This is a genomic window from Streptomyces sp. NPDC031474, from assembly GCF_055581185.1.
The window spans coordinates 560,845-585,921 of the sequence record NZ_JBVIJX010000002.1 but is presented as its reverse complement, the minus strand read 5'-3'; the positions used below and the strand labels follow the sequence as shown (position 1 = coordinate 585,921).

Genomic DNA, 25,077 nt, shown 5'->3' with positions numbered 1-25,077 from the left:
AGACGATGTGGTCTTGGCGCCCGGTCGGGTGGGGCAGACTGCGCGCGTGAGCGCCATCGTGTGGATCGCCGCCCTGTCCCTGGCCGCCTGGCTGTGGCTGCTGCTCTGCCAGGGCTTCTTCTGGCGCACGGACGTGCGGCTGCCGGCTCGGGTGGAACCGGAGCGGTGGCCGTCGGTCGGTGTCGTCGTCCCCGCGCGCGACGAGGCGGCGGTGCTGCCCGCCAGCCTGCCCTCGCTGCTCGCGCAGGAGTATCCCGGGCGGGCCGAGATCTTCCTCGTCGACGACGGCAGCTCGGACGGCACGGGCGAGCTTGCGCGCGGTCTCGCCAGGCAACTCGGCGGGCTCCCGCTGACGGTGGACTCGCCGGGTGAGCCGCCCGCGGGCTGGACCGGGAAGCTTTGGGCGGTGCGGCACGGGATCGCGCTGGCACGCGCGCGTGAGCCGGAGTACCTCCTCCTGACGGACGCCGACATCGCGCACGCGCCCGACAGCCTGCGCGAGCTGGTGGCGGCGGCGCGGACCGGGGGTTTCGACGTCGTCTCCCAGATGGCCCGGCTGCGGGTGGAGAGCCGGTGGGAGCGGCTGGTGGTACCGGCCTTCGTCTACTTCTTCGCACAGCTCTACCCCTTCCGGCGGATCGGCCGGCGCGGGGCGCGCACGGCGGCCGCGGCGGGCGGCTGCGTCCTGCTGCGCGACGAGGCGGCCGAGCGGGCCCGGATCCCGGACGCCATCCGGCATGCCGTCATCGACGACGTGGCGCTCGCGCGCGCGGTGAAGGGCGGGGGCGGTCATGTCTGGCTGGGGCTGGCCGACCGGGTGGACAGCGTGCGCCCGTACCCGAGGCTGCACGACCTGTGGCGGATGGTCTCGCGCAGCGCCTACGCGCAACTGCGTCACAACCCGTTTCTGCTGGCCGGTACGGTGCTCGGCCTCGCCCTGGTGTACCTGGCGCCGCCGCTCGCCCTGCTCACCGGGCTCACCGTCGGCAGTACGGCCGCGGCGGTGCTCGGCGGGCTGGCGTGGCTGGTGATGACGGGGACGTACGTCCCGATGCTGCGTTACTACGGTCAACCGCTGTGGCTCGCTCCTCTGCTGCCGTTCACCGCGTTCCTCTACCTCCTGATGACGGTGGATTCCGCGGTGCAGCACTACCGGGGGCGCGGTGCGGCCTGGAAGGGCCGCACCTACGCACGTCCGGACGCCGTGACCGACGAGGGCTGAACCCTGGGCGGGGCCCTACTTGCGGCCCGGCGTCCAGTTCATGCCCCATCCGTAGGCGTGGTCGACGGTCCGCTGCGGGCTCACCCCGCGCTCGGGAACCAGGTAGCGGGCCTCGCGCTGGACGACGAGGTCGCCGCCGTGGTTGGTGATCAGTGCGAGGGCGCACACGGTCGAGGGGACCGTGCACTCGTCCAGGGAGAAGTCGATCGCGGCGCCGAACTGCGGTCGCAGGGTGACCGTGGCGTGCAGGTCGGCGAAGGAGCGGGCGCCCTCGTAGATGGTCACGAAGACGAGGATGCGCCGGAAGTCGTTCTTGTGGTCGAGGTTGACGGTCAGGTTCTCGCCGCTCGCCACCGCGCCGGTGCGGTCGTCGCCGTCGAGGTGGATGTAGGGCGGCTGGTGCAGGGCGCCGAAGGCGTTGCCGAGGGCCTGGACCACGCCCTTGCGGCCGTCGGCGAGTTCGTACAGGGCGCACAGGTCGAGGTCGAGGTCGTTGTGCAGGGCCATCGCCCGCCCGCGTTTGCTGCCCCACCCCGAGAACTGCTTGCGTGTCTCCCAGTTGAGGTTCACGTGGAGGGCGCCCGAGGTGCCGCCCTGCTTGGTCAGGGAGACCGACGGGGCGGCCTTGGTGAGCGTCACCTTGGTCAGCCGGACCGGCGCGGCCGGCGGCGCCGACGGCGGGGGCGGGGCCTGGTGGGCGGGCGGGGGAACCGTGGCCGGGAAGGCGGGCCCGGCCGGCGGCGGAGGGGGCGGGGACTGCGGGGTCGGCGGCGCCGGGGCGGCGGTGTGCTGCGGCTCGTCCACGGTGATCCCGAAGTCCGTGGCCAGGCCTTCGAGGCCGCTGTCGTAGCCCTGTCCGACGGCGCGGAACTTCCAGGCGCCCTGGCGGCGGTAGAACTCGCCCAGCACGAAGGCCGTTTCGACGGTGGCGCCGGAACTGTCGAACCGGGCCACGACGGTGCCCGCGGCCGCGTCCCGTACCTCGATGTAGAGGTCCGGGACCCGGCCGAACGAGCCGCCGTCCGTCGAAGCGGCCAGGACCACGGTCTCGATCGTGGGCTCCACGCGCGCGAGGTCGACGAGAAGGGTGTCCGTGACGCGGCCCGCGGCGTCGCGCTTGCCTTCGTGGCGAACGGCCCCGGAGGAATGGGCCGGCTGGTTGTAGAACACGAAGTCGGCGTCGGAACGGACCTTTCCGCCCACGAGGAGCAACGCCGACGCGTCCGCGTCCGGAACGCCCGGTCCTGAGCGCCAGCCCAGTTCGACTCGCAGTGCCGTGGTCGGCACCGGGGCATTGGACCCCTTCGACATTGACATGCACGTCCCCCTTGTGTCGGTGCGCCCAGGGGGCACGCCCGGCACCCCTCGGGTTGTCTACCCGGCCAACCTATTGCGCGGGACAGCGAACTCCCATCCGGGGCACAGGATCAGCGTCGGCCGAACGTCGGCCGACCCGCCGGTAACCCGCTCGGAACTCGGCCTTTACACGATCTACAGACAGCCTTCCGTCCCTTTTCCCCAACTTCGCTCGCATTAGGGATCCGAGGCCACGACCGACACGGAAAACAACCCTCTTATCGGTCTCCCCAACCAGCACATCGTGGGCTTAACTTATGTGCCATGACCTCCCCCCGCTCCACCTATGGCGGCAGCTACTACGCCTCCTTCCCGGACACTCCGATCTACGACTCGCTCGTGGCCGAGCGGGGGACCCCGCAGATCGCCCCGATCCGGGTCCCCGCCGCGTACGACATGGGCAGCAGCAACCTGCCCGCGTTGCCGTCGGCGCTGCCCGCCCTCCCGGCGGGCCCGTCCCAGGCGCCCTACGGCTACCCGCAGGCGCAGCAGCCCGCTCCGCTGCAGCAGGCCCCGGCGGCGTACATCCCGCCGCAGGCCGCCGCGCCGCGCGGCTATCCCGGGCCCCAGGCGCAGCAGCAGCCGCGCCCGGCGGGTCACGGCATGGGCTACGAGGCGATGCGCCCGGCCGCGCCCCGGCCCGCCGCGCCTCAGTACCAGGACCCGTACAACCAGCAGCAGCAGTACCGCGGCGGCTACTGAGTCGCCCCGCCCCGGGTTGTCGGTGCCGCCTGGCAGGATGACCCCATGGGGAATGCGGAGCTGCTGTCGATACACGTCCATCCGGTCAAGGCGTTCCGGGGCCAGGCGCCCCGGGAAGCCGTCGTGGAGCCCTGGGGGCTGGCCGGTGACCGACGCTGGACGCTGATCGACCACGGGGGAAAGGTCGTCACACAACGCCAGCAGCCGCGCCTCGCGCTGGCCGCCGCCGAGCTTCTGCCCGGCGGCGGCGTGCGTCTGTCCGCGCCCGGTCTGGAGCCGCTGGCCGTGCGGGCGCCCGAGCCGGTGAGCACGGTGTCGCTGGAGATCTTCGGCGACAAGGTGGAGGGGGTCCTCGCCGACGCCGCCGCACACGCCTGGTGCAGCGCCCACCTCGGCGCCGACGTACGGCTGGTGCACATGGACGACCCTGCGACGCGCAGGCCCGTCGATCCCGAGTACGCGCTGCCCGGCGAGACCGTGTCCTTCGCCGACGGATATCCGCTGCTGGTCACCACGACCGCATCCCTCGACGCCCTCAACTCCCTGATCGCGCAGGGCGGGCACGCCGGGGAGGGGCCGCTGCCGATGAACCGTTTCCGGCCGAACCTGGTCGTGGCGGGCACCGACCCCTGGGCCGAGGACGGCTGGTCGCGCCTCGCCGTCGGCGAGGTCGAGTTCCGCGTCGCCAAGTCCTGCGGACGGTGTGTCGTGACCACCACCGACCAGAGCACGGCCGGGCGCGGAAAGGAGCCGCTGTCCACCCTCGGCCGGCATCGGCGCCTCGACGGCAAGCTCGTCTTCGGACAGAACCTGGTGCCCCTCTCCCGGGGCACGGTCAGGGTCGGCGACGCGGTGCGCGTCATCGCGTAGTGATCGCGCAGCCGTCGCCCAGTCATCGCAGGGCTCCGGCCTCGATCAGGGCCTGGGCGATCCGTGGGAACCCCCGCCCCGTCCCGGAGCGTTGGCACTGCGTGAGAAGTTCATGAGAGGTCCCGAGCCCAGGTGATATCGCTCTCTCTTTCACCGGGCTCGCGCGTGAACGGCTCCGACGGGAGTTATCACGGAGGGGGAAGGGGGTGCGGACGGTGGGAACGATCCGCGGAATCTGGCACTGGCGACACAACCCGCTGCGCCGTGCGACGGACCTGGCCGAGGCCTGGGTGGCCCTGTCGGCCCTCCTTCTGATCCTTCTCGTGGCGCCCGTGGTGGGCTCCGTCGTCGGGGCGGTCGCACAAGGCGTCCTGCAGCAGGCGGTCCGCGAGCAGCGCGTGTCCCGCCACGAGGTCACGGCCACCGTGGTGCGGAAGGTGGACGGCTCGCCCCTGGACGTGGACCCCGAGACGGCCACCGGCCGGGACGCGCGTACGCGGGTCGTCGCGGACTGGCCCGCGCCGGACGGCACCACGCAGCACGGCACGGTCCTGGCGGGCCTCAAGACCCCGCACAGCGGCGACCACTTCGAGATATGGACCGACGGCCACGGCCGGCTGGCGGCCCGCCCGCTGGACTCCGCCACGGCGACGACGCACGCCGTGCTCGCCGGTTTCGGCGCGGCCCTGCTCACCGCGGGCCTCGTCGAGGGCGGCCGACGGCTGATCGTCTGGCGCATGGTCCGCCGCCGGTACGCCCGTTGGGATCAGGCCTGGGACCGGGCGGGCCCGGACTGGGGCCGCACCGGCACCGGCAGCTGACGGCCTTCCGTCTCTGGTCAACCCACCACCCGCGCGCACGCTACGGTGGTCCGGCCGAAGCATTTCGGCATCAACCCGCGTACCACGAGGTGGGGGCACAGCAACGCCATGGCACAGGGCACGGTCCAGGTGACGCACACCGGCACATCGAGGTGGCGGCGCCGCACGGGTGAGTACGCATCGCTCGCCGCCGCCCTGGAGGCCGCGGCCGAGGGCGATGTCCTCACCATCGCTCCCGGCACCTACCGGGAGAACCTCGTGGTGCAGCGGTCGGTGACACTGCGCGGCCCCGAGGGCTCTCCCGGCTCCGTGCGCCTCGCGCCCGTGGACGGCGTGCCGCTGACCGTGCGGGCCTCGGCGGTGGTGCAGGACCTGCATGTGGAGGGCCAGGACGCGGCGGCGCCCGCGGTGCTCGTCGAGGAAGGCACACCGGAGCTGCTGGACCTGCGGATCGTCACCCGCTCCGCCGCGGGCATCGAGGTGCGCGGCAGCGCCCGCCCGACGGTGCGGCGGTGCACGGTGGACAACCCGGCGGGCATCGGCATCGCCGTGGTCGACGGCGGCGGCGGTGTCTTCGAGGAGTGCGAGGTCGTCGCGGCGGGTCAGGCGGGCGTCGCGGTGCGCGGGGGCGCCCACCCCAGGCTGGAGCGCTGCCGGGTGCACCACACCTCGGGGGCGGGACTCAGCGCGACCGGCGACAACTCTGCGCTGGAGGCGGTGGGTTGCGAGGTGTACGAGGTCAGGGGCAGCGGTGTGCAGATCACCGCCCGGGCCACCGCGCACCTCACCGACTGCGATGTGCACCGCACGACCGCCGACGGCGTCACCCTCGACACGGACGCCGTGCTCACCCTCGCCGACTGCCGTATCCACGACATCCCGGAGAACGCGGTCGACCTGCGTTCCCGTTCCGTCCTGACGCTGACCCGCACGACGGTGCGTCAGTTCGGGCGCAACGGTCTCTCGGTGTGGGACCCGGGCACACGCGTGGACGCCAACCAGTGCGAGATCTTCGACAGCACCGGCGACTACCCGGCCGTCTGGGTCAGCGACGGCGCCACCGCGGTCCTCGACTCCTGCCGGGTGCACGACGTGCCGGACGCGCTGTTCGTCCTCGACCGCGGCTCGCGCGCGGACGTCGTCGACAGCGACCTCTCCCAGGTCCGCAACACGGCCGTGTCGGTGAGCGACGGCGCGACCGCCCAGCTCGACGACTGCCGGATCCGGGACGCGGCGACCGGCGCGTGGTTCCGTGACCACGGCAGCGGCGGCACCCTCAACAACTGCACGGTGGACGGCACGCAGACCGGCGTGATCGTCACCAAGGGCGCCGACCCCACCGTCGAGCGCTGCACGGTCGACTCCCCCGCCGAGGCCGGGTTCTATGTGTCGGCCGGCGGTCGCGGCAGCTTCCTGAACTGCCGGGTGACCAACAGCGGCGGCTACGGCTTCCACGTGATAGACGGCAGTCGTACGACACTGCGCAAGTGCCGTACGGAGCGCTGCGCACGCGGTGGCTACGAGTTCGCGGACGCCGGGGCGGACACCACGCCCGGTTCCGGCCCCGTGGTCGAGGACTGCACCAGCGACGAGAGCGCGGGGGTGCGGACGCCGATGGCCACGGCGGCGCCGGAGACGGCCGTGCAGACGACCGCCCAGTCGCCCGGTCTGCTCGGGATGATCCCCGAGCAGCGCGTCACCGTGGCGGAGCCGCAGCAGGCCGCCGCCGCACCGCAGCCGTCGGTGCGGACCTCCAAGGACGTGCTCGGCGAACTGGACACGCTGGTGGGCCTGGAGAGCGTCAAGCGGGAGGTGCGGGCCCTCATCGACATGATCGAGGTGGGCCGTCGCCGGCAGCAGGCCGGGCTCAAGGCGGCGTCCGTCAAGCGCCACCTGGTCTTCACCGGCTCGCCCGGCACCGGCAAGACGACGGTCGCGCGTCTCTACGGCGAGATCCTCGCCGCCCTCGACGTCCTGGAGAAGGGCCACCTCGTCGAGGTGTCCCGGGTCGACCTGGTCGGCGAGCACATCGGCTCGACGGCGATCCGCACCCAGGAGGCCTTCCAACGGGCGCACGGCGGTGTGCTGTTCATCGACGAGGCGTACGCGCTGTCGCCGGAGGACGCGGGGCGGGACTTCGGCAAGGAGGCCATCGACACCCTCGTGAAGCTGATGGAGGACCACCGGGACGCCGTGGTCGTGATCGTGGCGGGCTACACGGCCGAGATGGAGCGGTTCCTGTCGGTCAACCCCGGAGTGGCGTCCCGTTTCTCACGGACCATCACCTTCGGTGACTACGGCCCCGACGAGCTGCTGCGGATCGTGGAGCAGCAGGCCGAGGAGCACGAGTACCGGCTCGGCCCGGGCACCGCGGACGCCCTGCTGAAGTACTTCACGGAGCTCCCCAAGGGCCCCGCCTTCGGCAACGGACGTACCGCGCGGCAGACGTTCGAGGCGATGGTCGAGCGGCACGCGAGCCGGGTCGCCCAGGTGGCGGAGCCGAACAAGGACGACCTGACGCTGCTGTACGCGGAGGACCTGCCCGAGCTGCCCTGACCCGCCCCCACCGCGCGCACCGCTCACACCCGCTGCACGGGAACCTCCGGTCGCAGCCGTCCCAGCAGCAGCTCGCGCTCCTCCGCGAACGCCGGGTCGGCCTGGTAGTCGGAGTGGCCCAGGATGGGCGCGGGCAGCGGGTGAGCCGCGGTGCGGCCGTACGCCAGCGGGTCGGCGAGCGGTTCGCGGTCCACCTGGGGGCCGCAGTCGTCGCCGGAGAGCCGTACCGGGCCGCCGATGGGGTCGGTGAGCCGGTACAGGTTGCGCCAGCAGTCGATGTCCTCGTGCAGGGCGGCGAGCGCGGCCGGCCCGAAGTGCGCCGGGAACCAGCGTCCGTAGAGCCGCTCGATCGGGGAGCCGTAGGTGAGCAGGGCGACGCGTTTGCGGTCGGAGGGCCGCAGCTGCCAGGCCGCGGCGGCCGCCAGGACGCTGCCCTGGGAGTGGCCGGAGATGACGAGGCGGCCGCCCGTGGCGCGCGTCCAGGTGGCCATGCGCCAGGTCAGGTCGGGTACCGCGCGCTCGGCGTAGCAGGGCGGGGCGAAGGGGTGAGCGGCGCGCGGCCAGAAGGTGCCGACGTCCCAGAGGATGCCGATGGTGCGCCGCGCCGAGGGGTCCTTGTAGGCGCGCCGGCCCCAGGTGACGAAGAGGACGAAGCCGAGACCGATGAGCCAGGAGCCCAGCGCCTGGGCGGTCTGGGCCGCGCCGTGCACGAAGGGCTGGGCCGTCTCCCCGGCCCGGACCGGGGTCTTTCCGGTGCCGAATGCGCCGACGATCGCGCCCGCGCCCAGGACCAGGGTCGCGGTGGAGGTGACGGCGACCAGCAGGGGCGCACGGTCGGTGAGAGTGGCCATCGCGCGGGCGCGGGCGATACGACGGGTGCGGGCCGGGTCCCCGGGCTTCACCCCGTACTCCCGGACGACCTTGTCCTGCTCGGCCCGGGTCAGCAGCACGGTCCGCCGGCCGAGCAGCCCGCACAGCACCAGCAGGACCGAGATCAGTACGGGGATCATGGACGCCTGCCAGGTCAACAGCACGGGTGGGCCGTCCAGGGAGGTCCTGGTGCCGTCCAGCCAGTCCGACATCCGCTGGGACACGCCGCCCGACATCACCCCGCCCAGAGCACAGGCCAACAATGCGACCGCGGGCCCACCGAGCCCCCGCAGCGCACAGCGATCCAGCAGCCCGCCCCCGCCCCCACCGTTCTCCGCCACGGATGCCGTGCCCGGAGCGACGCCGGCCCCACCCGGGCCACGAGCCCCGCTCCCTCCCCCATCGGTGACGGCTTCCCCGCCCACAGCACCCGCCGCGGATGCCCTGCCCAGGACATCGCCCGGAGCACCCGAGTCAGGCTCCCCGTTCCCTCCCGCAGCGGCGACGGCATCCCCGTTCAGCTCGTCCGGCCCGGCTGCCGCTGCCGGGGCGACGGCGCCCCTGCCCGAGTTCGTGGGCGCTGCGTCCGTTTTCCGGGGTGCGGTGGGGCCGGCGGCGTTGGCGGGCGGTGTGGGCTCCTGGGGGCAGTGGTGCAGGGTGCGGGCGACGACGGCGAGGGTGATGACCAGGGCGCCCTGGGCGAGGGCCAGGCCGCCGAAGGCCGCGTCGCCCGGGAGGCGGCCCCCGGACGTCCAGCCGGGGCGGTCCCACCCGGCGTACACCAGGGTGAGGGCGAGCAGGACGAGGGCGGCCAGCGGAAGACGGTGGACGAGGTGGGCGTCGAGGCGGCGGTCGAGGCGGTGCTCGCTGCGGCCCCGACGGCACACCACCCACACCGTGACCAGGGCGCCCGCGACCAGGGACACCTCCAACAGTCGGCCCAGCACGGCGAGGACGGCGGAGCCGCCGGGCCGACGGTCCTGGCGTGCGGCCGCCGTGCCGACCGCCGCGGCCACCGTCAGCAGTCCCGCCGCGGTGTGCGCCGCGCGCAGCCGGGCCACCAGCCGGCGCCCGTACCAGAAGCCGGGCCGGCCGAGCGCGGTGTGAGCGGGGCCGTTCTCGGGTTCGGGCGTGCGGTCGATGGGTTCCTGGGACTCGTACGCCCGCCAGGTGCGGTGGGAGAGGTACCAGAGGAGGCCGGTGAGGGCGGTCGGGACCAGGGCCGCGAGGGCGAGACGGCGGCCCGGCAGGCTCCACCAGCCGTCGTTCGAGACCGCCGGGGAGAGAAAGCCCAGCCAGGAGTGGCGCTCGGCGCAGGCGGGTGTGCCCGCGCACTGCCAGGCCGTCAGGTCGAGGGCGACCTCGCAGGCCGCGGCGACCAGCAGCACCGTCAGGCTCAGCGCCGCGAGCCGCACCAGCAGTCCGTAGAGACGCACCGCGCGGATGCGTTCCCGGGCGGCGGGGCGCATCCAGTGGGCGAGGTTGACGACCATGAACGGAAGCAGCAGCAGCCACAGGGCGCGGGTGCCGTTGCCGGAGGTGAGGTTGGACCAGACGTAGGCCTCGGGGACCGGCGCGTCGCGGCCGCGGTCGTCGCCGGGGCCGGTGTCCGCGGCGACGTCGTCGGCGCGCCGGTAGACGGCCGCCGTGTCGTCGCCGGTGATCCGCACCGTGCGCGGATCGTTCAGCATCTTCTCGGGCGTGGCGCCACCCACGCCGTGTACCAGGAGTTCCAGGGCCGTTCTGTCCGCAGAGGCACGTTCCACTGTTCGCACTTCCCCCGTGACACGCCTTCGACATGTGTCCGTGCGGGCATAAGGATCGCCGTTTCGCAGGCGTGATACACCTCCCGTCACGGAATCTCCGCGGACAGGGCGAGAAAACGCCGACGCCACCCGTGGACGGCATGCGCGCGTCGGGGTGGTGGCCCGGCTGTGAGCAGGCCGTGCGAGGATGGGACGCCCGCACACCGGCGTCGGGGAGAATGTCCTCGTCGGAGCAGGTGAGCGGGCCTGTCGGACGGCTTGAGGGAAAGGACCGGAGCGTACGTGAGCGAGAATCAGAACCTCCTCGCGGAGCAGCGCCGCGCCCTGATCCTGGACGAGGTACGGCGTCGCGGCGGCGTCCGTGTCAACGAGCTGACCCGCAAGCTCGGCGTGTCGGACATGACGGTGCGGCGCGATCTCGACGCGCTGGCCCGGCAGGGTGTCCTGGAGAAGGTGCATGGCGGCGCGGTGCCGATCGTGGAGGCGAGCACCCACGAGCCGGGCTTCGAGGCGAAGTCGGGCCTGGAGCTGACCGCCAAAGAGGACATCGCGAAGGCTGCCGCGCAGTTCGTCGCCCCGGGCAGTGCGATCGCGCTGTCGGGCGGTACGACGACGTATGCGCTGGCGCATCACCTGGTGGACGTGCCCGATCTGACCGTGGTGACCAACTCGGTGCGGGTCGCCGACGTCTTCCACATGGCGCAGCGCACGTCGGGCCCGCGGCAGGGCGCCGCGACGGTCGTGCTGACCGGCGGGGTGCGCACGCCGTCCGACTCGCTGGTGGGTCCGGTCGCCGACCAGGCGATCGCGGCGCTCCACTTCGATGTGCTGTTCCTCGGTGTGCACGGGATATCGGCCGAGGCCGGTCTGTCGACGCCGAACCTCGCGGAGGCTGAGACCAACCGGCGCCTGGTGCAGTCGGCGCGCCGGGTCGTGGTGGTCGCGGACCACACCAAGTGGGGTGTGGTGGGCCTGAGTTCGTTCGCGGCGCTGGAGCAGGTCGACACGCTGGTGACGGACGCGGGTCTGCCGGGCGCGGCCCGCACGGAGATCTCCGAGCACCTGCGGCGGCTGGTCGTCGCGGGCGAGCCCGATGAGGGTACAGACATCTGAGAGGGCTGCGGATAGGGTGGCGCACCCGTTTTTCCTCGCCATGAGGAGGTTGTGCGCATGGCTCACCGGTTGCGCTCCGAAGAGCTCGACTTCGTGGGGACCGCTCCCGTACGGCTGGTCTTCGCGAGGGAGGTCGCGGCCTCTCCCGAACAGGTCTTCCGCGCGCTCGCCGAGGACGTGTCCGGCTGGGCCGAGTGGTTCCCGGGCGTGAACTCCATCCAGCCGCTGGACGGCGGTGCGGGGCGTGACGTACGGCTGGTGGGCGGCGGGCGCTTTCGCGAGACGGTCCTCGTGGCGAAGGATCCCCAGGTGTACGCCTACCGCGTGGACGTCACCAACGCGCCGGGCCTGAGGGCGCTGGTCGAGGAGTGGCGGCTGGCGCCGGCCGGGACGGGGACGCGGGTGCAGTGGACGTTCGCGGCCGACGGCAACGGGGCGCTCCGGGCCGTCCTGCGGCTGGCCCGGGCGGGTCTGGGACGGTCCTTCCGGGACGCGGTGACGCGACTGGACCGGCGGCTCACCCCTTGAGAGGCGAGCCTTGACGGGTGCGCCTGCCGCTGTGTGTCACGCGGGCCACACGCCCGTGGCCAGCAGTGACTCGATCACTGCGGTGTACGGGGCGATGTCCAGGCCCTGCTCGGCGAGCCAGGCGTCGGAGTAGTACTTGTCGAGGTAGCGGTCGCCCGGGTCGCACAGCAGGGTGACCACGCTGCCTTGGCGTCCGTCGGCGACCATCTCGGCGACGATCTTGAGCGCGCTCCACAGTCCGGTGCCCGTCGAGCCGCCCGCCTTGCGGCCGATGGCCTGCTCCAGGGCGCGTACGGCGGCGACGCTCGCCGCGTCGGGGACCTTCATCATCCGGTCGATGGCGCCGGGCACGAAGCTCGGTTCCATACGTGGCCGGCCGATGCCCTCGATGCGCGAGCCGCAGTCGCAGGTGACGTCCGGATCGCCGGTGGTCCAGCCCTCGAAGAAGCACGAGTTCTCGGGGTCGGCGACGCAGATGCGGGTGTCGCGCTGGGTGTAGTGGACGTAGCGGGCCAGGGTCGCGGAGGTGCCGCCGGTGCCGGCCGTGGCCACGATCCAGGCGGGCACCGGGAACCGCTCCAACTCCAGCTGGCGGAAGATGGATTCGGCGATGTTGTTGTTTCCGCGCCAGTCCGTGGCCCGTTCCGCGTAGGTGAACTGGTCCATGTAGTGGCCCCCGCCGTCCACCGCGAGGCGGGCCGACTCCTCGTACATCGTGCGCGGGTCGTCGACGAAGTGGCACTGGCCGCCGTGGAACTCGATCAGGCGGATCTTCTCGGCGCTGGTCGTACGCGGCATGACGGCGATGAAGGGCACGCCGATCAGCTTGGCGAAGTAGGCCTCGGAGACGGCGGTGGAGCCGCTGGACGCCTCGATCACCGGGCGGCCCGGCCGGATCCAGCCGTTGCACAGGCCGTAGAGGAAGAGGGAGCGGGCGAGTCGGTGCTTGAGGCTGCCGGTGGGGTGGGTCGACTCGTCCTTGAGATACAGGTCGATGCCCCACCTCTCGGGCAGCGGGAAGCGCAGCAGGTGCGTGTCGGCCGAACGGTTGGCGTCCGCCTGGACCTTGCGGACGGCTTCTTTCAGCCAGTCCCGGTAGGTGGTGTCGCTGTGGTCGACGTCGAGGGTGGCGCCGGTCCTGGTGTGGGGGAAGGTGGTCACGGCGGGGGCTCCTTCAGGCTTCGCGCCGACGGTGGTCCGCGCGGCCGACACCTCGATCATAAACACCTTCCACACGCTTCTCACCTGCATAAACACACCTTTGGGACGCTCAAAGCCGGCCCTGGGGAGCGGGCGTCGGCGTTTGGGGGCGCATTCGCGCGAGTGCTCCGGGCGGGTGGCGCCGGGGCGTCGTGCGCACTGGTGCTCGACGCCGGGCGCGGGCAGACTGCACCGGGTCGGGCGAAGGTCCCGGGCGGGGGCGCACACTGGATCACGAAGACGGGTTCGATCACGACGCGGGCTGGATCACGCCCCACGCGGGTGCACGGTCCGGCTCGCCCAGGCGCACAAGGGGGCGGGGAGGCATGGCGGAGCCGGAGTTCACGGCTACGGGCGTGCGCATCGGGAAGCGGCTGCGCTCGCTCACCCGGGCCGGCCAGGTCCGGATCAGCGACGGCAGGCTGGAGTTGCTGACCAGCTACGGCAGCGAGATCGACAGCGCGCCGGTGCAGGCGGTCCGCGCCTCCAAGCCCTGGTTCGCCCCGGAGGACCGGGCGCTGGCCGACGTCAACGGCACGCGGTACCTGCTGACCCTGGGCGAGCACGACCCGGCGCCGGGCGAGGCGGGGCCGCCCGCGGCGCGCCGCTTCATCGAGGCCGTGCGCAGGGCGGCGGGGCGCGGCGGCTGAGCCGACGCAGAGGGGCGGCCCGGGTCGGTGGCCGGATCACCGCGAGTTGCGGCACCGCGACCACTGCGTCACTCTGGTCTCACGTCACTCTGGGTTTACCGGCGATAACGCTGCGAACCAGCCCGCCGGCCACGACAGCAGGCGGCCGCCTTGCGCAGACGCCCTGCTCGATCCGAACTCCGTGTTCTTCCGGACCTCAGTCGGGGAGTCGCAGCCGTGATCACCAACCCAAGCAGGCACTGCATGGTGGAGCTTCAGGCCCTGCCGTCGCGGATCGGCCAGGTCCGCAGAATCGTATCGGCGCAGTTGCGCTACTGGCATCTGGATCCGCTGATCGACCGGGCCGCGCTCGGTGTGACCGAGCTGTTGACCAACGTCCACCTGCACGCCCAGCCCGACAAGGTGTGCGTCGTGGAGCTGGAGCTGCTGTCCGACCGGCTCACCGTCTCCGTGCGCGACCACGATCCGCGGCTGCCGGTCGTGGGTGAGATGAAGGACGCCGCGGCCCTCGACACGTGCGGGCGCGGGCTCGCCATGGTGGCTGCGGTGAGCGAGAGCTGGGGCGCCCGGCCGGACGGCGAGTCGGGCAAGGTCGTGTGGTTCACGCTGCCGACGCCCGTCGCGGTGCGCGAGCTGGCGGCGCGTCCGCCGCGCCGCACGCCCCGGGAGCAGGTCTCGCCCCGGTTCACCGAGGTGGTCGCCGTCGACGAGCTGCGGCCCGCACACGCTCCCGCCCGGTCGGCCGTCGTCGGCTGACCGGGCGGTGACCTCACTCTTCGGGCGTAGGTCGCCCGGTGGAGCCGTACGTCACTCGGTGGCGATCGCCCGCAGGACGTCCAGGCGGGCGGCGCGGCGGGCCGGGCGCAGCCCCGCGAGGGCACCGGCGGCGACGCCCACCAGGGCGATGACGGCGAGTCGGGTGGGCGGCACCGCGAAGGCGAAGGCGCTGCCGCTCGCCCCGTCGGAGGCCCGGACGAGCACCCAGCCGAGGAAGGCGCCGAGGGCCAGGCCGCCCGTCGTGCCGAACGCGGCGACCAGGACGGATTCCCAGCGGACCATGGCCCGCAGTTGGGACCGGGTCTGGCCGACCGCGCGGAGCAGGCCGAGCTCACGGGTGCGTTCGTGGATCGCGAGGGTCAGCGTGTTGGCGATGCCGAGGAGCGCGATGAGGACGGCGAGGGCGAGCAGGGCGTAGACGAGGGTGAGCATCATGTCGATGCCGCCCGCCGAGGACTGCGCGTAGGCGTCGCGGGTCTGCACCTCGGGGTTGCCGTACCTCGCGGCGACCTTCTCGACGGCCGCCCGGCCGGCGTCGGTGCTCACGCCGTCCTTGAAGGAGACGGCGATCAGGGTGTCGGCGTCCTGGGTGCGGTGCGGGGCCCAGGCAGCGCGGGTGATGACGTAGTCGCCCGCGAGTTCGGAGCGGCCGTAGACGGCGCGGACGGTGAAGGTCTTCCGTGCGCCGTCCGTGAACGCCAGTCGGGCCGTGTCACCGGTGGCGAGGTGCTGACGGTCGGCTTCCTGGCGGGTGATCGCGATGCCGTCGGCGCCGAGGGCGCCCAGGTCGCCCTGGACGGTGCCGAGGTCGAAGATGCGCCGCAGGGCGACCGGGTCGGTGACGGTCAACGCCCGCCCCTTGCCGTCGACTTCGGCCACTCCCCTGCCGAGCCCGACGGCCGTGTCCACCTCGGGCAGCTTGGCGAGGGCCGGGGCCAGTTTCGGGCTGAGGCCGCTCCCGCCCGCGCCGAAGGAGGGGGTGCTGACGGCGACGTCGCCCGCGAAGGAGCGGGAGACCGTCTGGTCCATGGTCGCCTTGAGCGAGGCCCCGAACACGGTGAACAGGGACACCACGGCGACGCCGATCATCAGGGCGCTCGCGGTGGCCGCCGTCCGCCTCGGGCTGCGCAGGGCGTTGCGGCGGGCGAGGCCCCCGGTGACGCCCCGCAGCCGGTCGAGCGGGCTGCCGAGGAGACGGAGGACCGTGCTGGAGGCGACCGGGCCGAGGACCACGAAGGCGACCAGGGCGAGGACGGCTCCGCCTCCCGCCGTCCAGACGGAGGGGGAGACGAGGACGCCGGTGAGGGTCAGGGCTACGGCGAGGGCGAGCAGGCCCGTGCCGATGATCGCGCGCGGTCGGGAGGCCCCGGAGGAGTCCACGGCCGTCTCGCGGAGCGCGGCCAGCGGAGCGGTGCGGCCGGCGCGTACGGCGGGCGCAGTCGCGGAGCCCAGGCAGACCAGGACGCCGACGGCCGGCGGCAGGATCAGGGAGAGGGTGCTGATGACCAAGTCGCCGTCGGGGAAGGGGAATCCGATGGCCGGGAACAGCGCCTGCAGGCCGGCCGCGATGCCGACACCGCCTGCGAGTCCGGCCGCCGAGGCGCTCAGGGCGACGGCGCTCGCCTCGACGAGGGTGGCGGCGGTGACCTGGCGGCGGGACGCGCCGAGTGCACGCAACAGGGCGTTCTCACGGGTGCGTTGGGCGACGACGATCGCGAAGGTGTTGTGGATGGAGAACGTGGCGACCAGCAGGGCGACTCCGGAGAAGACCAGCAGTAACGTGGTGAAGACGGTCAGGAACTGACTGGCGATCATGTCGGTGTTCTCCTGCGCCGACTCCTGCCCGGTGATGGCCTCAACACCCTTGGGCAGTACGGGAGTCAGCCGGTCGACGAGCTCCGACTGGCTCACCCCGCAGTCGGCGCGCACGACGATGCTCGCCGCCTGGCCGGGCCGGGCGGCGAGGTACTTCTCGGCGTCGGCGCGGGTCATGCCCGTGTAGGTCACCTGGGCCATGCCGTCCTCGCCGGCGAAGGTCGCGAGGCCGACGATCGTGACGCGCACGGGGTCGGGCGTGCGGAGCGTGGTGGTGTCACCGATCTTCAGGCCGCCCTTCTCGGCGGTGCCGCGGTTGACGACGACCTCGCCCGTCCTGGCGGGGGCGCGGCCCTGCGCGAGCCGGTAGGGGTTGAGCTTCGGGTCGGTGATCCAGTTACCGGCGAGGGTGGGCGGGCCCTGGCCGCCGATCGGCTTGCCGTCGCTGCCGAGAAGTTGGCCCGCGCCCTGGATGTCGGGGGCCGCGGCGGCGACGCCGGGGACGGCCTCCACCGTCCTGACCAGGCCGGTGTCGACGGGCCTGCGCACGCCTTGGCTCTCGCCGGGTGTCGTGATGGTGTCGGCGCCGCGCACGACGGCGTCGGTGCCGGCGGTCGCCTCGCCGAACATCGAGTCGAAGCTCGCGCGCAGGGTGTCGCCCATGACGAGCGTCCCGGCCAGGAAGGCCACGCCCAGGAAGACCGCGAGGAAGGTCCCGGCGAAGCGGCGCCGGTGGGCCCGCAGGGAGAAGCGGCTGAGGCGGAAGGACGCGTTCATGACGGCACCTCGAAGGCTTTCAGCCGGTCCAGAACACGGTCGGCGGTCGGGGACTCCATCCGGTCGACGAGACGCCCGTCGGCGAGGAAGACGACCTCGTCGGCGTGGGCGGCCGCGACCGGGTCGTGGGTGACCATGACGACCGTGCGGCCGGTCCGGCGCACGGTGCGGGCGAGGAGAGCGAGCACCTCTCCTCCGGCGCGGGAGTCGAGGTTGCCGGTGGGCTCGTCGGCGAACACGACGTCCGGCCGGCCCGCGAACGCCCGGGCCACGGCGACGCGTTGCTGCTGGCCTCCGGAGAGCTCCGAGGGCCGGTGGTGGAGGCGGTCGCGCAGGTCGACGACGTCCACCAGGGCGTCGATCCACTCCGACTCGCCGCGCTCGCCCGCCAGGTCCAGGGGCAGCCGGATGTTCTCCTCGACGGTCAGCGTCGGCACCAGGTTGAACGCCTGGAAGACGAAGCCGACCCGGTCGCGGCGCAGGAGGGTGAGGCGGCGGTCGTCCAGGGCGCCCAGTTCGGTGTCGCCGACGTACGCGGCGCCCGAGGTGAGGGTGTCCAGGCCGGCCGCACAGTGCATCAGGGTGGACTTGCCGGATCCCGACGGGCCCATGATCGCGGTGAACCGTCCGGCCGGAAAGGTCACGCTCACCCCGTCCAGGGCCCGTACGGCGGTGTCGCCGACGCCGTACACCTTCACGGCGTCGACGACCCGCGCGGCGTCCCGCGTGAGGGTCGCGGCAGTCGCAGCGGGCGCGGCGCTCATGCCGTACCGCCCTTGCCCGTGCGGCCGAACTGCTCGTCCAGGACGGACAGCCGGCGCCAGTACTCGTCCTCGTCGATGTCGCCGGAGGCGAAGCGACGGCCGAGGACCGCGAGGGGCGAGTCGCCGGTGGGGCGGGGGTCGCCGACCGCGTTCCAGGGGCCGCGACGGCCGCGCCGGACGGTGCCGCGCAGGAAGGTGACGACGCCGATCACCACGGCCGCCCAGATCAGCGGGAAGAGCAGGATCCACGGGCCGGGGCCGCCGCCGTCCCAGTTCGCCAGCGTGTTCATCTCGGATCATCTCCTCGGTGAGGTCCTCGTTCGATGTCTCGAGAGTCCCGCCGGGAGGGGGTCCGGGTCGTCGTACGGGCAGCGGCAGTGCGTGTACCTCCTGGGGAGTACACGCGGGTGACTCGGCTGCCCGCGGTGGGGGTCAGGCGTGCTTGTCGAAGCTGGCGAAGTAGGCGGCGGCCATGTCCTCGTCGCCGTGGCCCTGGGCGGCGGCCCGCTCCAGGCGTTCGGCGCTCGCGGCGGCCACGTCGAGGCGGACGCCGTTCTCGCGGCCGGCCTCGACGATCAGACGCGCGTCCTTCGCTGCCGTCGTCACCGCGAATTGGGCGGGCGAGAGCCGGTCGTCGAGGATCAGGCCCGTCTTCGCCTTCAGGTACCCCATGTCGAGCGGGCCGCCCGCGATCAGTTCGAAGAACGCGTTCGGGTCGACGTCCAGGGACTGCGCCAGGGCGAGGACCTCGCCGGCCGCGGCCGTGGCCGCGATGACCCAGCTGTTGGCGACCAGCTTCAGCCGGGTGGCGGTGCCCGCGCCGCCGTCCTCGCCGGTCCACACCGTGCGCGCGCCGACGGCGTCCAGGACGGGCGCCACGGCGTCCCGGCCCGCCTGCGGGCCCGCCGCCAGCACGGTCAGCTGACCGGCCTCGGCGGGCTGCCGGGTGCCCAGCACCGGTGCGTCGAAGAAGACCAGGTCGTGTGCGCGGGCGAAGGCGGCCAGGTCGCCGATGGCGTCGATCCCTGCGGTCGTCGACTGCAGCCAGGCCGTGCCGGCGCGGAGCGCGGGAGCGGCCTCGCGCATGACGTCCAGTGCGGCGGGGCCGTCGTAGAGCATGGTCAGGACGACGTCCGCGCCTCGGACCGCCTCGGCCGGGGTGTCGACGACGTGCGCCCCGTCGGAGGCGAGGGGCTCGGCCTTGGCGCGGGTGCGGTTCCAGGCGCGCACGGTGTGTCCGGCACGGACGAGGTTGCGGGCCATGGCGGCGCCCATGATGCCGGTCCCCAGGACACTCACGGTCAGTTCGTCTGTCATGACGTCAACCTACTTCCGCCTTCGCCTTCGAGGCGGCCGCGACCAGGCCGGCCAGCCACATCGGGTGGCCGTCGGCCATCGGGTTCGTACGTCCGTGGGCCGGGGCGGCCGCCAAACCGGTCCGCGCCCTGTCTCACACGGGGCTCAGCGCCGCCAGCGGATCGTCGAGGACCGGCTGCCAGGCCAACTCGGCCGCGCCGACCAGGCTGTTGTGGTCGAGGGAGCAGGCGAGGATGGGGACGCCGCCGCTGCGGCCCCACAGGCTGCGGTCGGCGACGACCGCGCGCAGCCGGTCGGGGTCGGCGTCCAGGAGGGTGCGGTGCAGGCCGCCGAGGATGATGCGGTCGGGGTTGAGGATGTTCACCAGACCCGCCAGGCCCAGGCCGAGCCGGTCGGTCAGGGCCTCGGCGGCCGTGCGGACGACCGGGTCGCCGTACTCCTCGCGGATCAGTTCGTTGGCCTGCTGGAGCAGGGAGCCTTCGGGGCCGGGCTCGCGTCCGGCCGCGGTGAGCAGGGCGAGCGGGTCGGCCTCGACGTCGAGGCAGCCACGGCTGCCGCAGTGGCAGGGGCGGCCCTCGGGGTTGACGGTGAGGTGGCCGACTTCGAGGGCGAGGCCCGAACTACCCGTGTGCAGACGGCCGTCGAGCACCAGCGCACCGCCGACGCCGCGGTGTCCGGTGGCCACGCACAGCAGATCGCGGGCGCCGCGTCCGGCGCCGTGCCGGTGTTCGGCCAGGGCGGCGAGGTTGACGTCGTTGGCCGCGAACGCGGGGCCGCTGAGACCGGCGGCGCGTATCCGCTCGGCGAAGATCTCCCGCACGGGCGCCCCCACCGGCCACGCGAGGTGCAGGGGGTTGAGGGCCAGTCCCTCGGGTTCGGTGACGGCGGACGGTACGGCGAGCCCGGCGCCCACACAGCGCCGGCCGGTCTGCCGCAGCAGTTCCGCGCCGGCGTCGACGGCGGCGCCGAGCACCTTGGCGGGGTCGGCGTCGACCGTCTCGCAGCTGGGCGTGGTGGCGACGATCCGCCCGCCGAGGCCGACCAGCGCGGCCCGGAAGCCGTCGGCGTGGACCTGGGCGGCGAGGGCGACCGGGCCCTCCTGGGCGAGTTCGAGCCGGTGCGAGGGGCGGCCCTGCGAGCCGGCGGCGGCGCCGGGCCGCGCGTCCACCCTGATCAGCCCGAGCGCCTCCAGCTCCGCGGCGACCGCGCCGGCCGTGGCGCGGGTGACGCCGAGTTCGGCGGTGAGCACCGCGCGGGTGGGCGCCCGCCCGGTGTGCACGAGCTCCAACGCGGGCCCGAGCGCACCGCGCCCCCGGTCCAACCGCGCTCTCGGGGTGGTCCTCTCCCCCGCCGGCCGGGGGTCCGCCTTGCCGCTCATGAGGGCGAGTCTCCCATGATCCGCTTCGTCAGGTGGTGCCCGGGAAGCCGCTGACGCGCAGCGTGACGTTCAGCCGCCCGCTCAGCCCCAGCCCGGCCGGCGCCGTGCCCGGCAGGACCCGCGGCACGCCGTGGTACGCGAGCCGGGACGGGCCCCCGAACACGAACAGGTCGCCGCTGCGCAGCTCGACGTCGGTGTAGGGGCGGGTGCGGGTCTCGGTGTTGCCGAACCGGAAGACGCAGGTGTCGCCGAGGCTGAGGGAGACCACGGGCGCGTCGGACCGCTCGTCGGCGTCGCGGTGCATGCCCATCCGGGCGTCACCGTCGTAGAAGTTGATCAGCGCGATGTCGTACGCGGCTCCCCCGGCCTCCCGCGGGCCCAGTGCCTCGGCCACCGCGCGCCGGCCGAGCTCGCCCAGCCAGTGCGGGAAGGGTTTGACGGGCGCGCCGTCCCCGTCGGTGACCGTGCGGGCGTAGGCGTACGGGTACCAGTGCCAGCCCAGGCAGACCTGGCGGGCGGTCATCGTGCCGCCGCCGGGGGTACGGACCGTGCGCAGGCCGGCCGGCGGGCGGGCCCAGTCCCGGCAGGCCCGCAGCAGCTCGCGCTGGTGGGTCCCGTCCAGCCAGTCGGGCACGTGCACCGCGCCCGGCGCGACCTGGGCGCGCTCCCGGGGAAACAGCTGGCTGTCCATGGACCCATCCTCCTCCTCGGCTCTGACACCGGGTCTGAGCTGCGGCTCGGTTAGCCTTGACGCACGATGAACGACCGTATGACGACGCCGTGGGGCGAGGTCTCGTTGGCCCGCCACCCCGAGGATCCGCGTGAGACGCTGCGCGCCTGGGACGCCTCCGACGCGTACCTGCTCAGACACCTCGCGGCGCAGGACGTCCCGCTGACCGGCACGGTGGTGGTGCTCGGCGACCGCTGGGGCGCGCTGGTCACGGCGCTCGCGGCGCACGGTCCGACGCAGATCACCGACTCCTGGCTGGGGCAGGAGGCGACCCGGGCGAACCTCGCGCGGGCCGCTGTCGAGCCCGGCGTCGTGCGGCTGCTCACCACCCAGGACCCGGTGCCGGAGCGGATCGACGTGCTCCTGGTCAGGGTGCCCAAGAGCCTCGCGCTCCTGGAGGACCAGCTGCTGCGGCTGGCGCCCGCCGTGCACGCGGACACGGTCGTCGTCGGCACCGGCATGGTGAAGGAGATCCACACCTCGACGCTGACGCTGTTCGAGCGGATCCTCGGGCCGACCCGGACCTCTCTCGCCGAGCAGAAGGCCCGGCTGATCTTCTGCACCCCGGACCCGTCGCTGACGCGTCCCACCAACCCGTGGCCGTACGCCTACGACCTCCCCGGCGACGTCGGCGGCGCTCTGTCGGGCCGTCCGGTCGTCAACCACGCGGGCGTGTTCTGCGCCGACCGGCTGGACATCGGCACCCGGTTCTTCCTGCAGCATCTGCCGGCGACGAGCGGCGTCCGCCGGGTCGTCGACCTGGGGTGCGGCAACGGGATCGTCGGTACGGCGGTGGCGCTGGCCAATCCGGCGGCCGAGGTGCTGTTCACGGACGAGTCGTTCCAGGCGGTGGCGTCGGCGGAGGCCACGTACAAGGCGAACGGGGTGCCGGGGCACGCCGAGTTCCGGGTCGGGGACGGGCTGGCGGGGGTGGCGGACGGCAGTGTGGACGTCGTGCTGAACAATCCGCCGTTCCACTCCCATCAGGCCACGACGGACGCGACGGCGTGGCGGATGTTCACCGGGGCGCGGCGTGCGCTGCGGCCGGGCGGCGAGCTGTGGGTGGTGGGCAACCGGCATCTGGGCTACCACGTGAAGCTGAGGCGGCTGTTCGGCAACAGTGAACTGGTCGCCGGGGACCGGAAGTTCGTGGTGCTGCGGGCGGTCAGGCGGGGCTGAGCCCCACTCCGGCGATGATCCGCTCGACGGTTCTCGCCATGGCCTCCCGTCCGGCGTTCAGGTAGGTGCGGGCGTCGACCGCGTCGGGATGGGTCGCGAGGTGGTCCCGGATCGCGCCGGTCATGGCCTGGTTGAGCGCGGTGCCGACGTTGACCTTGGCGATGCCGCCCGCGACGGCTGCCGTCAGCTCGCGGTCCGGGACCCCGGAGGAGCCGTGCAGGACGAGGGGCACGTCGAGGGTCGCGCCGAGCCGGGCGATCAGGTCGTGGTCGAGGGCGGCGGTACGGGTGGTCATCGCGTGGACGCTGCCGACGGCCACGGCCAGGGCGTCCACGCCGGAGCCCGCGACGAACGCGCGGGCCTCGGCCGGGTCGGTGCGGGCCCCGGGCGCATGCGCGCCCTTGCCGCCGATCTCCCCCAACTCGCCCTCGATCCAGAGCCCTTGGGCGTGGGCCCGGTCGACGGCCGTGCGGGTCGCGGCGAGGTTCTCGGCATACGGGAGGCGGGAGGCGTCGTACATGACCGAGCCGAAGCCCGCGTCGGCCGCCTGGCGGAGCAGGGTGTCGCTGCGGACGTGGTCGAGGTGCAACGCGACCGGTACGGCGGCCCGTTCGGCGGCGACTGCGGCGGCGCGGGCGAGCGGGAGCAGCCGTCCCTGTCGGAACTTCACGGCGTTCTCGCTGACTTGGAGGACGACGGGCGCGTGGGCGGCCTCGGCGCCGGCGATGACGGCCTCGACGTGTTCCAGGGTGATGATGTTGAAGGCGGCGACGGCGCTGTGGGCCGCGTGGGCGCGGGCGACCAGCTCGCCGGTGGTGGTGAGGGGCACGGCGACTCCTGTCAGGGTCCGGGGCTCAGGAGCCGAGGATCACCGAGCGGGTGAGGTGGCGCGGCCGGTCGGGGTCGAGGCCGCGCGCGGCGGCGACGGCCACGGCGAGGCGCTGGGCGCGGACCAGTTCGGCGAGCGGGTCCAGCTCGCCGGGGATCCACAACGCGCCGGTGGCGCAGACCTGTTGGGCCAGGCCGTCGGGCGCGTCGCCGAACATCCAGGTCGCGGTGCCGGCGGTGCTGATGCTGATGGGGCCGTGCCGGTACTCGGTCGCGGGGTAGGCCTCGGTCCAGGAGCGGGCCGCCTCGCGCATCTTCAGCGCGGCCTCGTTCGCCAGGCCGACGCTCCAGCCGCCCCCCAGGAAGGTGAACTGCCCGCAGTCCACGAGCCGTTCGGGCAGCGGCCGGGTGAGCGCGGTGCGGGCGTCGGCGACGACGGCGTCGGTGTGCAGGCCCAGGTGGGCGCGGAGCAGGGTGAGCGCGGTGGTCGCGAACCGGGTCTGTACGACGGAGCGTTCGTCGGCGTAGTCGAGGACGATGACGTGGTCGGCGGCTTTCATGACAGGGGTGTGCGGGTCGGCGGTGACCGCGGTGGTGGGTGTCCTGCCCTTGAGCCGTGCGAGCACGTCGAGGACCTCGGTGGTGGTGCCGGAGCGGGTCAGGGCGATCACCCGGTCGTAGGTGCGGCCGTGGGGGAACTCCGAGGCGGCGAAGGCGTCGGTCTCGCCGTGGCCCGCGCCCTCGCGCAGGGCGGCCGCCGCCTGGCCCATGAAGAAGGAGGTGCCGCAGCCGACGATCGCGATCCGCTCTCCCGGTAGCGGCAACTCCCCCGCGTACTGGGGGGCTTCGGCGGCGGCGCGGGTCCAGCACGCGGGCTGGTCGGTCAGTTCGTCCTCGACGTGGGTCATGCGGTGCCTTTCCGCGACGGTTATCGTTCAGGAACGCTCATGACTGTTCATGCACGATAGAGCCGTCTTTCGAGCAACTTCAAGCATGCGAACGGAGAACGTCGATGTCACGTGACGCCCGCTGGAAGGCGCTGCTGGAGCTGCTCGTCGAGCGCGGCCGGCTGGACGTCGAGGACGCGGCGGCCGAGCTGAGCGTGTCGCCTGCGACGATCCGCCGGGACTTCGACCAGCTCGCCGAGCAGCAGATGCTGTTGCGGACGCGGGGTGGCGCGGTGGTGCACGGGGTGTCGTACGAGCTGCCGTTGCGGTACAAGATCGCCCGGCACGCCTCCGAGAAGCAGCGGATCGCCCGGGCGGTGGCGGATCTGGTCGCGCCCGGCGAGGCGGTCGGGCTGACCGGCGGCACGACCACCACGGAGGTGGCGCGCGCCCTGGCCGTGCGGGGTGATCTGGCGTCGGGCTCGCCCGCGCTGACCGTGGTCACGAACGCGCTGAACATCGCGGGCGAGCTTGCCGTACGCCCCCAGTTCAAGATCGTGGTGACGGGCGGGGTGGCGCGGGCGCAGTCGTACGAGCTGGTCGGGCCGCTCGCCGACGGGGTGCTGGGGCAGATCACGCTCGACGTGGCGGTGCTCGGGGTGGTGTCCTTCGACGTGACGCACGGCGCCGCCGCGCACGACGAGGCCGAGGCGGCGGTCGACCGGCTGCTGTGCGAGCGCGCCCAGCGGGTCGTGGTGGCCGCCGACTCCAGCAAGCTGGGGCGGCGGGCGTTCGCCCGGATCTGCGCGGCCGACACGGTGGACACCCTGGTCACGGACGCGGCGGCCGACGCGCAGACGGTGGAGCGGTTCGAGGAGGCCGGGATCAGGGTCGTCCTCGCCTGAGCCCGTGCCGGACCGCCCCGGAGGTGACTGCGCCCGGTGACCGGCGGAGGCGGTGAGGCGGTGAGG

Annotated in this window: 22 protein-coding genes; 11 read left to right on the top strand and 11 right to left on the bottom strand. The window is 73.4% G+C overall.

Translation table 11 applies throughout. From position 1 onward, the window contains the following. Positions 1-46: 46 nt before the first annotated feature. Positions 47-1,222 (top strand): glycosyltransferase, encoded by a 1,176-nt coding sequence (locus ACZ5SK_RS05560; RefSeq protein ID WP_334582544.1) that lies wholly within the window; start codon positions 47-49, stop codon positions 1,220-1,222. Positions 1,223-1,237: 15 nt separating this feature from the next. Here the strand turns inward: ACZ5SK_RS05560 and ACZ5SK_RS05555 are convergent, their stop codons facing one another. Then, a complete protein-coding gene (locus tag ACZ5SK_RS05555) occupies positions 1,238-2,533 on the bottom strand; it encodes a TerD family protein (RefSeq protein ID WP_334583785.1) in 1,296 nt (431 codons plus the stop codon). Positions 2,534-2,842: 309 nt separating this feature from the next. Here ACZ5SK_RS05555 and ACZ5SK_RS05550 point away from each other — a divergent pair, with 309 nt between their 5' ends. The 4 genes from ACZ5SK_RS05550 to ACZ5SK_RS05535 all read left to right on the top strand — a co-directional run bounded on the left by ACZ5SK_RS05550 (position 2,843) and on the right by ACZ5SK_RS05535 (position 7,527). Then, a complete protein-coding gene (locus ACZ5SK_RS05550) occupies positions 2,843-3,280 on the top strand; it encodes a DUF6643 family protein (RefSeq protein WP_334582545.1) in 438 nt (145 codons plus the stop codon). A 45-nt stretch (positions 3,281-3,325) separates the two neighbouring features. Next, on the top strand, positions 3,326-4,150 hold the full coding sequence (locus ACZ5SK_RS05545) for an MOSC domain-containing protein (RefSeq protein WP_334582546.1): 825 nt from the start codon (positions 3,326-3,328) through the stop codon (positions 4,148-4,150). A gap of 206 nt (positions 4,151-4,356) precedes the next feature. Continuing rightward, on the top strand, positions 4,357-4,971 hold the full coding sequence (locus ACZ5SK_RS05540) for an Rv1733c family protein (RefSeq protein ID WP_334582547.1): 615 nt from the start codon (positions 4,357-4,359) through the stop codon (positions 4,969-4,971). 108 nt (positions 4,972-5,079) lie between these two features. Then, on the top strand, positions 5,080-7,527 hold the full coding sequence (locus tag ACZ5SK_RS05535; RefSeq protein WP_361706351.1) for a right-handed parallel beta-helix repeat-containing protein: 2,448 nt from the start codon (positions 5,080-5,082) through the stop codon (positions 7,525-7,527). Positions 7,528-7,550: 23 nt separating this feature from the next. Here the strand turns inward: ACZ5SK_RS05535 and ACZ5SK_RS05530 are convergent, their stop codons facing one another. Next, complete coding sequence (locus ACZ5SK_RS05530) at positions 7,551-10,088, bottom strand: hypothetical protein (protein ID WP_334583786.1); 2,538 nt, start codon at positions 10,086-10,088, stop codon at positions 7,551-7,553. Between the two features lie 357 nt (positions 10,089-10,445). Between ACZ5SK_RS05530 and ACZ5SK_RS05525 the strand changes: the two genes are divergently transcribed. After that, entirely contained in the window at positions 10,446-11,276 is an 831-nt protein-coding gene (locus ACZ5SK_RS05525; RefSeq protein ID WP_079664332.1) for a DeoR/GlpR family DNA-binding transcription regulator, read from the top strand. 57 nt (positions 11,277-11,333) lie between these two features. Then, positions 11,334-11,804 carry an SRPBCC family protein gene (locus tag ACZ5SK_RS05520; protein WP_334582549.1) on the top strand — a complete coding sequence of 157 codons (471 nt, stop codon included), beginning with the start codon at positions 11,334-11,336 and terminating at the stop codon, positions 11,802-11,804. 36 nt (positions 11,805-11,840) lie between these two features. On the opposite strand, the gene cds1 is transcribed toward ACZ5SK_RS05520, so the two are convergent. Next, on the bottom strand, positions 11,841-12,965 hold the full coding sequence (gene cds1, locus ACZ5SK_RS05515; RefSeq protein WP_334582550.1) for an L-cysteine desulfhydrase Cds1: 1,125 nt from the start codon (positions 12,963-12,965) through the stop codon (positions 11,841-11,843). A 365-nt stretch (positions 12,966-13,330) separates the two neighbouring features. Between cds1 and ACZ5SK_RS05510 the strand changes: the two genes are divergently transcribed. Further along, complete coding sequence (locus tag ACZ5SK_RS05510) at positions 13,331-13,654, top strand: hypothetical protein (protein ID WP_079664330.1); 324 nt, start codon at positions 13,331-13,333, stop codon at positions 13,652-13,654. Positions 13,655-13,870: 216 nt separating this feature from the next. Beyond that, positions 13,871-14,410, top strand: a complete 540-nt coding sequence (locus ACZ5SK_RS05505) for an ATP-binding protein (protein WP_334582551.1) — start codon at positions 13,871-13,873, stop codon at positions 14,408-14,410. Positions 14,411-14,461: 51 nt separating this feature from the next. Here ACZ5SK_RS05505 and ACZ5SK_RS05500 read toward each other — a convergent pair whose 3' ends face one another. The 6 genes from ACZ5SK_RS05500 to ACZ5SK_RS05475 all read right to left on the bottom strand — a co-directional run bounded on the left by ACZ5SK_RS05500 (position 14,462) and on the right by ACZ5SK_RS05475 (position 21,173). After that, positions 14,462-17,023 (bottom strand): ABC transporter permease, encoded by a 2,562-nt coding sequence (locus ACZ5SK_RS05500; RefSeq protein ID WP_468575389.1) that lies wholly within the window; start codon positions 17,021-17,023, stop codon positions 14,462-14,464. Beyond that, complete coding sequence (locus tag ACZ5SK_RS05495) at positions 17,020-17,787, bottom strand: ABC transporter ATP-binding protein (RefSeq protein WP_361706360.1); 768 nt, start codon at positions 17,785-17,787, stop codon at positions 17,020-17,022. The genes ACZ5SK_RS05500 and ACZ5SK_RS05495 overlap by 4 nt, the downstream gene beginning before the upstream one ends. After that, entirely contained in the window at positions 17,784-18,077 is a 294-nt protein-coding gene (locus ACZ5SK_RS05490) for an SHOCT domain-containing protein (protein ID WP_334582554.1), read from the bottom strand. Before ACZ5SK_RS05490 ends, ACZ5SK_RS05495 begins: the two co-directional genes overlap by 4 nt. 142 nt (positions 18,078-18,219) lie before the next feature. Further along, complete coding sequence (locus tag ACZ5SK_RS05485; RefSeq protein WP_334582555.1) at positions 18,220-19,104, bottom strand: NAD(P)-dependent oxidoreductase; 885 nt, start codon at positions 19,102-19,104, stop codon at positions 18,220-18,222. 133 nt (positions 19,105-19,237) lie between these two features. Next, the gene (locus ACZ5SK_RS05480) at positions 19,238-20,482 is read right to left on the bottom strand and encodes an ROK family protein (protein ID WP_334582556.1); all 1,245 of its coding nucleotides are present in this window, start codon (positions 20,480-20,482) and stop codon (positions 19,238-19,240) included. A 28-nt stretch (positions 20,483-20,510) separates the two neighbouring features. Next, on the bottom strand, positions 20,511-21,173 hold the full coding sequence (locus ACZ5SK_RS05475; protein ID WP_334582557.1) for an alpha-ketoglutarate-dependent dioxygenase AlkB family protein: 663 nt from the start codon (positions 21,171-21,173) through the stop codon (positions 20,511-20,513). A gap of 78 nt (positions 21,174-21,251) precedes the next feature. Here ACZ5SK_RS05475 and ACZ5SK_RS05470 point away from each other — a divergent pair, with 78 nt between their 5' ends. Further along, positions 21,252-22,391 (top strand): methyltransferase, encoded by a 1,140-nt coding sequence (locus ACZ5SK_RS05470; protein WP_361706364.1) that lies wholly within the window; start codon positions 21,252-21,254, stop codon positions 22,389-22,391. Here the strand turns inward: ACZ5SK_RS05470 and ACZ5SK_RS05465 are convergent. Both ACZ5SK_RS05465 and ACZ5SK_RS05460 read right to left on the bottom strand, forming a co-directional pair. After that, positions 22,378-23,220, bottom strand: a complete 843-nt coding sequence (locus ACZ5SK_RS05465) for a class II fructose-bisphosphate aldolase (protein ID WP_334582559.1) — start codon at positions 23,218-23,220, stop codon at positions 22,378-22,380. The genes ACZ5SK_RS05470 and ACZ5SK_RS05465 overlap by 14 nt on opposite strands. A 25-nt stretch (positions 23,221-23,245) precedes the next feature. Continuing rightward, positions 23,246-24,127 carry an SIS domain-containing protein gene (locus tag ACZ5SK_RS05460; RefSeq protein ID WP_334582560.1) on the bottom strand — a complete coding sequence of 294 codons (882 nt, stop codon included), beginning with the start codon at positions 24,125-24,127 and terminating at the stop codon, positions 23,246-23,248. A 104-nt stretch (positions 24,128-24,231) separates the two neighbouring features. On the opposite strand from ACZ5SK_RS05460, the gene ACZ5SK_RS05455 reads away from it, so the two are divergent. Then, positions 24,232-25,011 (top strand): DeoR/GlpR family DNA-binding transcription regulator, encoded by a 780-nt coding sequence (locus tag ACZ5SK_RS05455; protein WP_361706369.1) that lies wholly within the window; start codon positions 24,232-24,234, stop codon positions 25,009-25,011. The last annotated feature ends 66 nt before the right edge of the window (positions 25,012-25,077 follow it).